Source organism: Pseudomonas sp. W4I3 (genome assembly GCF_030816195.1).
Classification (GTDB): Bacteria; Pseudomonadota; Gammaproteobacteria; order Pseudomonadales; family Pseudomonadaceae; genus Aquipseudomonas.
The window spans coordinates 5318783-5330354 of sequence record NZ_JAUSXS010000001.1 but is presented as its reverse complement, the minus strand read 5'-3'; the positions used below and the strand labels follow the sequence as shown (position 1 = coordinate 5330354).

The window sequence follows — 11572 nt, the reverse complement described above, 5'->3', positions numbered from 1 at the left end:
CCGCTATGAAAAGCCCTCAACCGACCGTGTCCATGGCGGATAAAGTTGCCTTGATCGACAGCCTCTGCGCCAAGGCGCGGATTTTGCCGGTGATCACCATCGCTCGTGAACAGGACATCCTGCCGCTGGCCGATGCCCTGGCCGCCGGCGGCCTGACCGCCCTGGAAGTGACCCTGCGTTCCGAGTTCGGCCTCAAGGCCATTCAGGTGCTACGCGAGCAGCGCCCTGAACTGTGCACCGGTGCTGGCACCGTGCTGGACCGTCACATGCTTGAAGCCGCTGAAGTGGCCGGTTCGCAATTCATCGTCACCCCAGGCATTACCCGCGACTTGCTGGAAGCCTCGGTGCACAGCCCGATCCCGCTGCTGCCTGGCATCAGCAATGCTTCCGGCATCATGGAAGGCTATGGCCTGGGCTATCGCCGCTTCAAGCTGTTCCCGGCCGAAGTCAGTGGCGGCGTGGCGGCGATCAAGGCCTTGGGTGGTCCGTTCGGCGAAGTGAAATTCTGCCCGACCGGTGGCGTCGGCCCGGCCAACATCAAAAGCTACATGGCGTTGAAAAACGTGATGTGCGTCGGCGGTAGCTGGATGCTTGATCCTGAGTGGATCAAGAACGGCGACTGGGCGCGAATCCAGGAAGTCACCGCCGAGGCGTTGGCGCTGCTGGACTGATCTGATTTACCGAATCGTTGTTGCTGTGCTTAACGGCATTTTTGCGGTGCGCTTGGTCGGCGGACCGCTTTTTTTTGCCTGTGGAAACCTCGAGAACTCCGCAAAACCAATGTGGGAGGGGGCTTGCTCCCGATAACAGTGGTTCAGTCAATACATGGGTGACTGCTACACCGCCATCGGGAGCAAGCCCCCTCCCACATTTCAATCTGTGTTGAGCTGGGTAATCGCATGCACCAGCACATTGATGTCCTTAGCTGTTGTCACCAACCCCGGCGTCACCCGAATACAAGTGCCAAATGCCGCCCCTGAGCGGGTCGTGGTAAACACGTCATACTCCTTGAGCAACCGGTCGACCATCATCTGCTGATCGCGCCCAATGAACTTGAACGCCGTGATCCCGCAATACAGTCGCGGATCATCCGACGTCAGCACTTCAATCCGCGGTAGCGGCCGCACCTGGCTCACCCAAAGATCCCGCAGATAGTTGACCCGCGCGCCCTTGGCCGCCGTCCCCCCCAATTGCCGATGCTCTTCAAACACCAGGGGCAGGCTCATCAGTGCCGGAAAGTTGGGTGTGCTGTAGGACGTTCGCGCACGCACATCAGAGGCGGGGTAGTGAAACTCACCCATGTCAGGGTCAATATCGGTCAAGCGCTCCGGAGCGATATAGAGAAAGCCCAGGGTCAGCGGCGCGCCAATCCACTTGTGCAAGTTGAAGCCGGCGAACTGAATGCCCAGTTCGGTGAGGTTGAAATCGATCTGGCCCAGGGCGTGGGCGCCATCAAGGATCACGTCGACACCGTGTTCACGCGCCGCCCTGGCGATTGCCGCCACGGGCATCACCAGGCCGGTGCGATGGGTGACATGGGTCAGCGCCATCAGCTTCAAGCACGGGTATCGAATGAAGGCATCGAGATAAGTCTGCACCAAACTGTCGAAACTGGCTGGGTGAGTGTGGGTAATTTCGACAACTTCCACCCCGCGCACGCCGGCCAGCCAACGCATCGCGCCTTTGACCGTGTCGTACTCCAGATCACTGATCAGCACCTGATCGCCCGGTTGCAGGCGGTTGTAGTTGCGGATCAACGACTGCAAGGCTTCGGTGGCGTTGCGGGTGAAGGCCACCGACTCGGGGTCGGCATCAATCAAAGCAGCCAGTTCACGGCGAATCTCCAGATTTTCCCCTTGCTCGAAACGCTGGCGTACATACACCGAGTTGCTGCGGTTGATAAACGCAACGTGTTCCAGGTACTGCGCCTGGACGGCCCGGCTCATGCGCCCGAAGTAACCGTTTTCCAGATTGATCGGGCCAGGCTCCAGCTCATAGCGCTGGGCAATGGCCTGCCAGTGGAGTTCGTTGTCTGCATTCCTTGGCATGGGGCGGCTCTTAATTAATGGCGAGGGGCGGGTTTACCGTGTTTTACGCGTAGCGGTTCGAGCAATTCGGCCAGGCCGTTGTGGTCGATTTCCTGCATCAGGGCCAGCAAACCGCCCAGTTCTCCGTGGGGAAAGCCTTCGCGGGCAAACCAGTTCAGGTAAGGGCCGGGCAGGTCGGCGATGATCCGTCCCTTGTATTTACCGAAGGGCATTTGGCGCGTGATCAGCAATTCGAGTTTTTCGGGGTTCATGGGCTTCAAGCGTTTGGTTCGATGCCTGGAAAATACAGGCATTCTGCACGAAGGCCAAATGACAGATCATGCAAATAACGTACATACAGATGGTTCAATAATTCGTAAGTTATTGAAATGAAACGATTAAGTTATTTTTCAAAACCTGGCACGAGCACTGCAATCATTAAGGCAACCTTCCTCAACCCACATAAGGAATTGAAAAATGACTGACATCAATAAAGAATCCATCTCCGTTCTGAACGACCTGATCGAAACCAGCATTGACGGCCAAAAGGGTTTCAAGGAATGTGCTGAAGACATCAAGCACCCAGAGCTCAAAGCCTTGTTCGTTAAGCGTTCCGCCGATTGCGCCACCGCCGCCGCTGAATTGCAAACCGCCGTGCGTGCCCTGGGTGGCGAGCCGAAAGAATCCGGCAGCGTGGCCGGTGCTATGCACCGTGGTTGGGTTGACGTGAAGTCGATGGTGACCGGCAAGGACGAAGAATCGGTGCTGAACGAAGCCGAGCGCGGTGAAGACCACGCACTGAAGGCTTACAAGGAAGCGATCGAGAAGATCAACCAGCACAACCTGCTGGGCATTCGTGACCTGGTTGAACGCCAGTTCCACGGCGTGCAGCGCAACCACGACCAGGTTAAAGCCCTGCGTAACCAGGCTCGCGCTCAGTCGTAAGCCCTGAGTTGCAAATGCTGTAAAAAAATGTGGGAGGGGGCTTGCTCCCGATAGCGGTCAATCAGTCGATAAATTCACTGACTGGAAGATCGCTATCGGGGGCAAGCCCCCTCCCACATTTGTATTGCGCCAATATTAGCCGATGCTGATGGGCGGCAATTCAGTCAGCGTCACGACTTGCTGCTTGCGCGGCGCCAGGATTTCGGCCTCACCGTCCACCACCAGCTCATCGCGCTGGTTGAACACGCGCGTGGCAATACGCACACGGAACTTGGGCAGTTTTTCCAGAATTTCCAGGCGCACGGTCAGGGTGTCGCCGATTTTGACCGGCTTTTGAAAGCTCATCTGCTGGCCGATATAAATCGTGCCCGGGCCAGGCAATTCACAGGCTACCGCCGCGCTGATCAGCGCACCGCTGAACATGCCATGGGCGATACGCTCCTTGAACATGGTCGCCTTGGCGTACTCGGCATCCAGATGCACCGGGTTGTGATCGCCGGACATGGCGGCGAACAACTGGATATCGCGCTCTTCCACTGTCTTGCTGAAACTCGCGGTCTGGCCGACTTCAAGGGCCTCGTAGGGGGTGTTGGTTACCTGGGTCATCTAAGCGTGCATCCTGTGGCTAATCGGTAATTTAATAGGCTGATTTTAAACGGAAATTTATTCGCAGCGGGTAGGTCTGCGCACTGTCAGGGCTTGCTCGAGCCACGTCACTACATCCGCGGTGACGTCGTCGCGGTTGGTTTCATTGAACACTTCATGGCGCGCCTGCGGGTAGAGCGTCAATTGCACGTTCCGGCAGCCGGCCTCGCGCAGGGCGTGGGCCAGGTTTTTGAGACGCTTGCCTTCACTCACCGGATCACATTCGCCGCCGATTACCAGCATCGGCAGCCCCGGATCGATCTGCGCGAGGTTGGACACTTTGCTGATGTGCTGCAAGCCGCCGAGCAGGTCGATCCACAGTTGGTTGGTGCAGCGAAACCCGCAAAGCGGATCGTTGACGTACTTGTCGACTTCAACGGGATCGCGGCTGAGCCAGTCGAAGGCGGTGCGATTGGGTTTGAAGGCTTTGTTGAATGAGCCGAACGACAAAAAGTCGATCAACGCGCTGCGCCCGCGCAAGCCTTGGCGAGCGCGTTCGATACGCGCGATCACCCGCGCTGCGCGATACAGCGCCACCGGCTGGAAATTCGAACCGCTGAGTATTGCCCCCTGCAGGCTGGCGCTGTGGTGCAGCAGAAAAGCCTGGGCGATATAGCTGCCCATGCTGTGGCCCAGCAAAATAATCGGCAGCCCCGGTTGCTGCTGGCCGATGTGCTGGTTGAGGCTGGCCAGGTCGCCCACCACTTTGTTCCAGCCATCCTTTTCGGCATACAGCCCCAAGGTGCCTTCGTCGGCGGTTACGGCCATGCCCGCGTTGGTCCAGCGCATACACACCGTAGCCGGCTTCGCACAACGCCTGTGCCAGACGCCCATAACGATCACTGTGCTCGGCCATGCCGTGGGCAAGCATCACCACGGCCTTGGGTGCGTCATCGGGCATCCATTGACTGACGTACAGCCGGCTGCGGTCGTTCGCGGTCAGCCAGAAAGTGGTGTGGTTCATGGCGCTTCCTTTGCTCGGGGTCGTTGCAGTGTATAGCTCATCTGTCGCAGGGAGGGGTATCTGCCTACGCCTTAGCAACAAGATTCATACAATCAATGACACAGTTCAGCGTATTTGCCTGTTTGGCCATTACTGCTAACGTCCTCAAAGCTCCGCTCTTTATAGCTGTATGGAAAAGCGGCCGGACATACTCAGGTAAAGAGGACAAGAATAATGCAACCTGATTTTTGGAATGACAAACGCGCGGCGGGCGTGCCCAATGTCATCGACCTCACCAGCTATCATTCGGTGGTCGAAGTCTTCGAGCGTTCCTGCAAGGCCTTTGCCGACCGTCCGGCGTTCAGCAACATGGGCGTTACCCTGACTTACGCCGAGCTGGAGCGCCAGAGTGCGGCGTTCGCCGGTTACCTGCAGCAGCACACCGACCTCAAGCCCGGCGAGCGCATCGCGGTACAGATGCCCAACGTGCTGCATTACCCGATTGCCGTTTTTGGTGCACTGCGCGCCGGGCTGATCGTGGTCAATACCAACCCGCTGTACACCCCGCGTGAAATGCGTCATCAGTTCAAGGACGCCGGCGTGCGTGCGCTGGTGTACCTCAATCTGTTCGGCTCGCGGGTGCAGGAAGTGTGTACCGACACCGAGATCGACTACCTGATCGAAGCCAAAATGGGCGACTTCCTGCCCGCCGCCAAAGGCTGGCTGGTCAACACCGTCGTCGACAAAGTGAAGAAAATGGTCCCGGCCTACCACCTGCCGCGTGCGGTGTCGTTCAAGCGCGCCTTGCGCATGGGGGCTGGCCTGGGGGTGACGCGACATCCGGTAAGCCTCGATGATATCGCCGTGCTGCAATACACCGGTGGCACTACTGGCCTGGCCAAGGGCGCGATGCTCACCCACGGCAACCTGGTGGCGAACATGCAGCAGGCGCGGGCGTGCATGTCGCAAGTCGGGGACGACGGCCATCCGCTGATCAAGGAAGGCCAGGAAGTGATGATTGCGCCGCTGCCGCTGTACCACATCTATGCATTCACCGCGAACTGCATGTGCATGATGGTATCCGGCAACCACAACGTGCTGATCACCAACCCACGGGACATCGGCGGGTTCATCAAGGAGCTGAAGAAGTGGCGTTTCACCGGGCTGCTGGGGCTCAACACGTTATTTGTAGCGCTGATGGACCATCCCGAGTTCAAGAACCTGGACTTCTCCCACCTCAAGCTCACCAACTCCGGTGGCACCGCGCTGATCAAGGCCACCGCTGAGCGCTGGCAGCAAATCACCGGCTGTACGATCGGCGAGGGCTACGGCTTGACCGAAACCTCGCCGGTGGCCAGCACCAACCCCTATGGCAACAAATCCCGGCTAGGTACGGTGGGTATTCCGGTGCCGGCCACGGCCATGAAAGTCATCGACGACGAAGGCGTCGAGTTGCCGTTGGGCGAGCGCGGCGAACTGTGCATCAAGGGCCCGCAAGTGATGAAGGGCTATTGGCAGCAACCGGCGGCCACGGCCGAGGCGCTGGACGCCGAGGGTTGGTTGAAGACCGGCGACATCGCAGTGATCGACGACGATGGCTTCGTGCGCATCGTCGATCGCAAGAAAGACCTGATCATCGTTTCGGGCTTCAACGTGTACCCCAACGAAATCGAAGACGTGGTAATGGCCCACCCGGCCGTGGCCAACTGCGCAGTGATCGGCGTGCCGGACGAGCGCACGGGGGAGGCAGTGAAGCTGTTTGTGGTTGCGCGGGCCGAAGGGGTGAGCCTTGAGGAATTGAAGGCCTACTGCAAGACCAACTTCACGGGCTACAAAGTGCCCAAGCATATTGTGCTGCGTGAGTCGTTGCCGATGACGCCGGTGGGCAAAATTCTGCGGCGGGAGCTGCGCGACATCGCTTGAAGTGAAATAGCCAGCAACTGTGGGAGGGGGCTTGCCCCCGATTGTGGAGCGTCAGTCACATTTTCGGTGACTGGCCCACCGCTATCGGGGGCAAGCCCCCTCCCACATTGTGTTGTATGGCCTGCAAATCCCCATTCCAGAGCCTTCCAGTGGGTTATTTTGGCTACGTTTAAAGTGTGACCAATTATTGTAGGACAGTCGTGATAATGACTGTAGGGCCCTCGTTTGGCTCTAGGCGGCCCTTGGCAAAGCTGCTACTCTCGGCGCGCTTTGTGACGTCTAGGCCTGCTTTAAAGCGCCAGATTCACCTAAAAAAACATACACCAATAATAATCGCATCAAATGCGATGATGAATTCGCGTCGCTGAGGAGTGGGCTTCCATGAACGAAGACTTTTGGAAGGATAAGTACCCCGCCGGGATTGCTGCACAAATCAATCCGGACGAGTATCCGAATATTCAGGCGGTACTGAAGCAGTCCTGCCAGCGCTTCGCCAACAAACCGGCTTTCAGCAACCTGGGCAAGACCATCACCTACGGTGAACTGTACGAATTGTCCGGTGCCTTCGCCGCCTACCTGCAGCAGCACACCGACCTGAAGCCTGGCGACCGGATCGCCGTGCAACTGCCCAACGTCCTGCAGTACCCGGTCGCCGTGTTCGGTGCCATCCGTGCCGGGCTGATTGTGGTCAATACCAACCCGCTGTACACCGCGCGGGAAATGGAACATCAATTCAATGACTCCGGGGCCAAGGCCCTGGTTTGCCTGGCCAACATGGCGCACCTGGCGGAAAAAGTCGTGCCCAAGACCGCCGTCAAGCACGTGATCGTGACCGAAGTGGCCGACCTGCTGTCGCCGTTCAAACGCCTGTTGATCAACAGCGTGATCAAGTACGTGAAGAAAATGGTCCCGGCGTATCACTTGCCGCAAGCGATCAAGTTCAACGACGTGCTGGCCAAGGGGCACGGCCAGCCGGTCAGCGATGCCAACCCCACCAGTGGCGATGTGGCGGTGCTGCAATACACCGGCGGCACCACCGGCGTGGCCAAGGGCGCGATGCTCACCCATCGCAACCTGGTCGCCAACATGCTGCAATGCAAGGCGCTGATGGGCTCCAACCTCAATGAAGGTTGCGAAATCCTGATCACGCCGCTGCCGCTGTATCACATCTATGCGTTTACCTTTCATTGCATGGCGATGATGCTGATCGGCAACCACAACATCCTGATCAGTAACCCGCGCGACCTGCCGGCGATGGTCAAGGAACTCTCGAAGTGGAAGTTCAGCGGCTTTGTTGGCCTCAACACCCTGTTCGTGGCGCTGTGCAACAACGAAGCGTTCCGCAAGCTGGACTTCTCCGCGCTGAAGGTCACCCTGTCAGGCGGCATGGCGCTGCAACTGGCGGCAGCCGAGCGTTGGAAGGCCGTGACCGGTTGTGGCATCTGCGAGGGTTACGGCATGACCGAAACCAGCCCGGTGGCCACGGTCAACCCGATCCAGCATATCCAGATCGGCACCATTGGCATTCCGGTGCCCTCCACCGTGTGTAAAGTGATTGCCGACGATGGCACCGAGCTGCCGCTGGGCGAAACCGGCGAGCTGTGCGTGAAGGGCCCCCAGGTCATGAAGGGCTACTGGCAGCGTCAGGACGCTACCGACGAGATGCTCGACAGCGAAGGCTGGCTGAAGACCGGTGACATCGCGATCATCCAGCCCGATGGCTACATGCGCATCGTGGATCGCAAAAAGGACATGATTCTGGTCTCCGGTTTCAACGTTTACCCCAACGAGCTCGAAGACGTGCTGGCAGGCCTGCCGGGCGTGCTGCAGTGTGCGGCCATCGGCGTGCCGGATGAAAAGTCCGGTGAGCACATCAAGCTGTTCATTGTGGTCAAGCCTGGGGCCACGCTGACCAAGGAACAGGTGATGGAACACATGCGCGCCAACGTTACCGGTTACAAGGTGCCGAAGGCCATTGAGTTCCGCGATGCATTGCCGACCACCAACGTGGGCAAGATCCTGCGGCGTGAATTGCGTGATGAAGAACTCAAGAAGCTTGGCCTGAAAAAATAATGTGATCGCCGTTTACTAAAAAACCCGTACTTATTGAAGTACGGGTTTTTTTTGCGCTGTCGATTTGCATTGATTGCACATCGCCACTTTCCAGTGCTGATCATGAAAAATAAGCTAAATTTGTCGATCGGCGGACGTTCAAGCACATCGGTTAATCCCCTGCAGCCACTGGGTAAAGTGGCTGTCATCAAAAATTTAGCCGCCGGTGACTACCAAATCTTGTAGTTGAGCGTGGTCGTGCACTGCTCTAAAACTCTTCTTGCTGTTTCAGGGGTAACACACTGCCGCAGTGGAATTATCCCGCGTCATATCCCTGTAGCGGCGATAGCCGATAACGGCATTCAACTATTCAAGGAGAACATCATGAATAACGCAACTAACGAAACATTCGCACTTGACGCCTCTGCTGTAGAAGCTTTTGCCGATATTCTGAATGACGAAGGGCAAATGCGCGCCGGGTTTGTTATTCACGAATCCAATAACAATATCTCTGCCGATATTGAAGACGCCGGCAAGTAATGCAGCGCGTGCTATTCGAATCTTCGAGTAGGGTGGTGGGTGCCGGCGGGCTGGGTTGCCCGGCCTGATGTATCTGGCTGCCGCAGGCGTCGGGCATATCGGTATGTCAATCGATTGATGCTATTCGACGCTTTGAGCCTGCAGTTGCGCCAGGTGTCGATTCGCCCTCGCGCCAACAACCCGCTCAGTGGCGAATGCCCGCTTATCCGCCAGCCACAAGCCATCGAAGCCAGCTGCGCGGTGGCCGTTGGCGCGCAATACGCGATCTGCGCCCAGGCGCTGGAGCAGCGGCTGCTCAGCGATGCGGCGCTGCAATTGATAGATGTGCGGGATGGGTATGAGCATCTGGCGATCTCCCTGGGCGGGGTCAATATGCCCTTGAGCGAGCTGCCACAACACCTTGCCCAAGGGCTTGCGCCCATCGATACCGTGATCTATTGCAAAAGCGGCGTACGCAGTTTGAAAGCCTTGCATGCGATCAGCGCCGTTGTCGGTAGCGAGCGCTGCCGCAGTTTGACCGGGGGCCTGGACGCCTATCTCGCTGCCGGTTGCCGGGCGCGCCTGCGCCATGCCGAGGTGGGGCGATGAGCAATCCGTCACTGGGCGGGCTGGGACGCGATTTTTACTTGATTCAGCTGGCCGCGTTTCTCAACGCTGTGGGGACGCGCTGTGGTCAGTTCGCAATCGCCTGGTGGGTACTGGGAAAAACCGCTGACCCGCTTGCCTTCGCAGGCTTCGTCGCAGTTGCCACCCTGGCGGACGTGCTGTCACGCGCGGTGTTTGGCTGGCTGGGCGACCAGTATGATCGGCATCGCTTGCTGGTTGGCTGCTATACCATCAGCGCTGCCACGACGCTGGCGTTGGCAACGTTGGGCACCCTGGATCTTTACCTGCCCTGGCTGATCGCCAGCTGCCTGGCGATTTCCGGGGTTGCCATCGGTATTCGCGATCCGATTCAGATGAGCTTAGCCTCGGTATTGGTTGCCCCGCACAGGGTCAGTGATGCAGTGCGCCTGAGAAGTATCGTCGGTTCGTCGTCCGCGCTGATGGGGCCGCTGGCGGCTGGGATCTTGCTGGGGCCGCTGGGCGTATTGGGTACGCTCTGGCTGAATGCATTGGCAGTGATCGTGGCCCTGGCGCTGATTGTACTGGTCAGGGCGCCTGCCAGAGGCCACATACCGGGTGCGCAACAGTTGTCGTACCTGGCGACGTGGTACACACGCACCCGCGAAGGGTTCACCGCGCTTTACCGGGTCAAGCCCGAATGGAACCTGAGCCTGCTGGCGTTCATCGTCAACTTTTCGCTGTACCCCCTGTTTGCCGTGTTGTTTCCGGTATTGATCAACCGCCAGTTTCCCGGGGACTTGTGGCTGATTGCCGTCACCGAGGGCGCCTTCGCGGTGGGCTTGTTGGCCGGCAGTCTGTTTCTGGTCAAGCGCGCCAATCTCCGTTGGGGTCGGCCGAGGGTCGTGTTCGCCGGTTTTCTCCTGGTGGGGCTGGCGATGGTGGGGTGCGGGCTTTTCAGCCAATTCTTACATGCCCGGCCCCTAGGGTTCGCCGGCGTGACGGTGCCCTTGCTGCTTGTCGGCGGCATCGGTCTGGTCATGGTGACCGTCAATACGTCCACCGTGCGCATGCTGGCCACACCTGACAGCTACCGCAACCGCATCGGGTCGGCGACTTCGTTTGTGTCTGGAATGGTGATTCCCTTCGGCGCGCTGGTAGGGGGCGCCTTTTCCGAAACGCTGGGTGTGAGCTACGCCATGGTCGCTCTTGGCCTGCTTATCATCCTTGCAGCCATCCCCTGCATGTTCAGCGCGGTATTGGTGCGGGTATTGGGGATGGGCGATGAGCAGATCAAGAACATCTACAAGGATTTCTACCCTGATGCTTTCCCGGATTGAAGGTGAACAACGATGACTGCCACGTCCCGTGCCCAACTGTTTGATGCGAAAAATACCCCAACGATACCGGCGGCTTTCTGGGAGCACTTCGTCAGTCTCTCCGCCGCCGTGAATGACGCCGAAGGCATCACCTTCACTCGCGATTACTGCCTGAAGCATTCCAGCACCGTCGCTACGAAGTTGCGCGCATTTACCCACGGCTACAGCGAACGCTATGGCATGCCGGGACAACAGCAAAATCCAGATGTTGCTCAAGCTGTCGGCCAACGGTGTTATTCGCGATCGCTCATTGGGGCGTTCCGGCGGATCCGAATGCTGGCAACGCCTGATTCAGGCACGCGCCGACAGCCCACTGTATTTGCTGGCGTTGAATGAGGACACGGGGCTGCTGTTTGCGGGCGGCGCCATGTTGCGTAGTCAGTCATTGCCGGCCGTGCGCGTTCTGATCCATGCATTGCAGGGCACGACGCCGTTCACTTTGGCGCAGGCATTGTCGAAACAGGCCGGCGATGAGCATGTGCAGGCAGTGGTGCGTTGGCTGTATGAGCAAGCGGCGATCGACGTGTTTGCTTGAGCCTCAATAACCGCTCAAA

At 58.5% G+C, this 11572-nt stretch carries 12 protein-coding genes and 1 pseudogene; 9 read left to right on the top strand and 4 right to left on the bottom strand.

Annotation, left to right across the window (positions count from 1 at the left end; genetic code table 11):
• The first annotated feature begins 5 nt into the window (after window positions 1–5).
• Entirely contained in the window at window positions 6–671 is a 666-nt protein-coding gene (locus QF045_RS24235; RefSeq protein ID WP_017735662.1) for a bifunctional 4-hydroxy-2-oxoglutarate aldolase/2-dehydro-3-deoxy-phosphogluconate aldolase, read from the top strand.
• Between the two features lie 201 nt (window positions 672–872).
• Here QF045_RS24235 and QF045_RS24230 read toward each other — a convergent pair whose 3' ends face one another.
• Together QF045_RS24230 and QF045_RS24225 are read right to left on the bottom strand one after the other, a co-directional pair.
• The gene (locus QF045_RS24230; RefSeq protein ID WP_306494364.1) at window positions 873–2048 is read right to left on the bottom strand and encodes an aminotransferase class V-fold PLP-dependent enzyme; all 1176 of its coding nucleotides are present in this window, start codon (window positions 2046–2048) and stop codon (window positions 873–875) included.
• Window positions 2049–2062: 14 nt separating this feature from the next.
• Window positions 2063–2299 carry a DUF3820 family protein gene (locus QF045_RS24225; protein WP_065887770.1) on the bottom strand — a complete coding sequence of 79 codons (237 nt, stop codon included), beginning with the start codon at window positions 2297–2299 and terminating at the stop codon, window positions 2063–2065.
• A 205-nt stretch (window positions 2300–2504) separates the two neighbouring features.
• On the opposite strand from QF045_RS24225, the gene QF045_RS24220 reads away from it, so the two are divergent.
• Complete coding sequence (locus tag QF045_RS24220) at window positions 2505–2972, top strand: PA2169 family four-helix-bundle protein (RefSeq protein WP_306494363.1); 468 nt, start codon at window positions 2505–2507, stop codon at window positions 2970–2972.
• Between the two features lie 135 nt (window positions 2973–3107).
• Here QF045_RS24220 and QF045_RS24215 read toward each other — a convergent pair whose 3' ends face one another.
• Both QF045_RS24215 and QF045_RS24210 read right to left on the bottom strand, forming a co-directional pair.
• Window positions 3108–3578, bottom strand: coding sequence for a MaoC family dehydratase (locus QF045_RS24215; protein ID WP_034115694.1), 471 nt, complete (start codon window positions 3576–3578; stop codon window positions 3108–3110).
• A gap of 57 nt (window positions 3579–3635) precedes the next feature.
• Window positions 3636–4581 (bottom strand): annotated as a pseudogene (locus QF045_RS24210) (lysophospholipase).
• Between the two features lie 213 nt (window positions 4582–4794).
• Between QF045_RS24210 and fadD2 the strand changes: the two are divergent.
• The 7 genes from fadD2 to QF045_RS24175 all read left to right on the top strand — a co-directional run bounded on the left by fadD2 (window position 4795) and on the right by QF045_RS24175 (window position 11553).
• Window positions 4795–6483: a long-chain-fatty-acid--CoA ligase FadD2 gene (gene fadD2 / locus QF045_RS24205; protein ID WP_306494362.1), complete on the top strand. Its 1689-nt coding sequence runs from the start codon at window positions 4795–4797 to the stop codon at window positions 6481–6483.
• 381 nt (window positions 6484–6864) lie between these two features.
• Window positions 6865–8556: a long-chain-fatty-acid--CoA ligase FadD1 gene (gene fadD1 / locus QF045_RS24200; RefSeq protein WP_306494361.1), complete on the top strand. Its 1692-nt coding sequence runs from the start codon at window positions 6865–6867 to the stop codon at window positions 8554–8556.
• 363 nt (window positions 8557–8919) lie between these two features.
• Window positions 8920–9075 (top strand): hypothetical protein, encoded by a 156-nt coding sequence (locus QF045_RS24195; protein ID WP_164484914.1) that lies wholly within the window; start codon window positions 8920–8922, stop codon window positions 9073–9075.
• Window positions 9076–9192: 117 nt separating this feature from the next.
• Window positions 9193–9663, top strand: coding sequence for a rhodanese-like domain-containing protein (locus QF045_RS24190; RefSeq protein WP_306494360.1), 471 nt, complete (start codon window positions 9193–9195; stop codon window positions 9661–9663).
• The gene (locus tag QF045_RS24185; RefSeq protein WP_306494359.1) at window positions 9660–10979 is read left to right on the top strand and encodes an MFS transporter; all 1320 of its coding nucleotides are present in this window, start codon (window positions 9660–9662) and stop codon (window positions 10977–10979) included. The genes QF045_RS24190 and QF045_RS24185 overlap by 4 nt, the downstream gene beginning before the upstream one ends.
• Window positions 10980–10991: 12 nt before the next feature.
• Window positions 10992–11354: a hypothetical protein gene (locus QF045_RS24180; protein ID WP_306494358.1), complete on the top strand. Its 363-nt coding sequence runs from the start codon at window positions 10992–10994 to the stop codon at window positions 11352–11354.
• 31 nt (window positions 11355–11385) lie between these two features.
• Window positions 11386–11553 carry a hypothetical protein gene (locus QF045_RS24175; RefSeq protein ID WP_306494357.1) on the top strand — a complete coding sequence of 56 codons (168 nt, stop codon included), beginning with the start codon at window positions 11386–11388 and terminating at the stop codon, window positions 11551–11553.
• Window positions 11554–11572: the final 19 nt, after the last annotated feature.

Coding starts and splice junctions, on each gene's coding strand:
- QF045_RS24215 (WP_034115694.1), bottom strand. CDS start 3,578: ATGACCCAGGTAACCAACACCCCCTACGAGGCCCTTGAAGTCGGCCAG.
- QF045_RS24225 (WP_065887770.1), bottom strand. CDS start 2,299: ATGAACCCCGAAAAACTCGAATTGCTGATCACGCGCCAAATGCCCTTC.
- fadD2 (WP_306494362.1), top strand. CDS start 4,795: ATGCAACCTGATTTTTGGAATGACAAACGCGCGGCGGGCGTGCCCAAT.
- QF045_RS24175 (WP_306494357.1), top strand. CDS start 11,386: ATGTTGCGTAGTCAGTCATTGCCGGCCGTGCGCGTTCTGATCCATGCA.
- QF045_RS24230 (WP_306494364.1), bottom strand. CDS start 2,048: ATGCCAAGGAATGCAGACAACGAACTCCACTGGCAGGCCATTGCCCAG.
- fadD1 (WP_306494361.1), top strand. CDS start 6,865: ATGAACGAAGACTTTTGGAAGGATAAGTACCCCGCCGGGATTGCTGCA.
- QF045_RS24235 (WP_017735662.1), top strand. CDS start 6: ATGAAAAGCCCTCAACCGACCGTGTCCATGGCGGATAAAGTTGCCTTG.
- QF045_RS24190 (WP_306494360.1), top strand. CDS start 9,193: ATGCTATTCGACGCTTTGAGCCTGCAGTTGCGCCAGGTGTCGATTCGC.
- QF045_RS24195 (WP_164484914.1), top strand. CDS start 8,920: ATGAATAACGCAACTAACGAAACATTCGCACTTGACGCCTCTGCTGTA.
- QF045_RS24220 (WP_306494363.1), top strand. CDS start 2,505: ATGACTGACATCAATAAAGAATCCATCTCCGTTCTGAACGACCTGATC.
- QF045_RS24185 (WP_306494359.1), top strand. CDS start 9,660: ATGAGCAATCCGTCACTGGGCGGGCTGGGACGCGATTTTTACTTGATT.
- QF045_RS24180 (WP_306494358.1), top strand. CDS start 10,992: ATGACTGCCACGTCCCGTGCCCAACTGTTTGATGCGAAAAATACCCCA.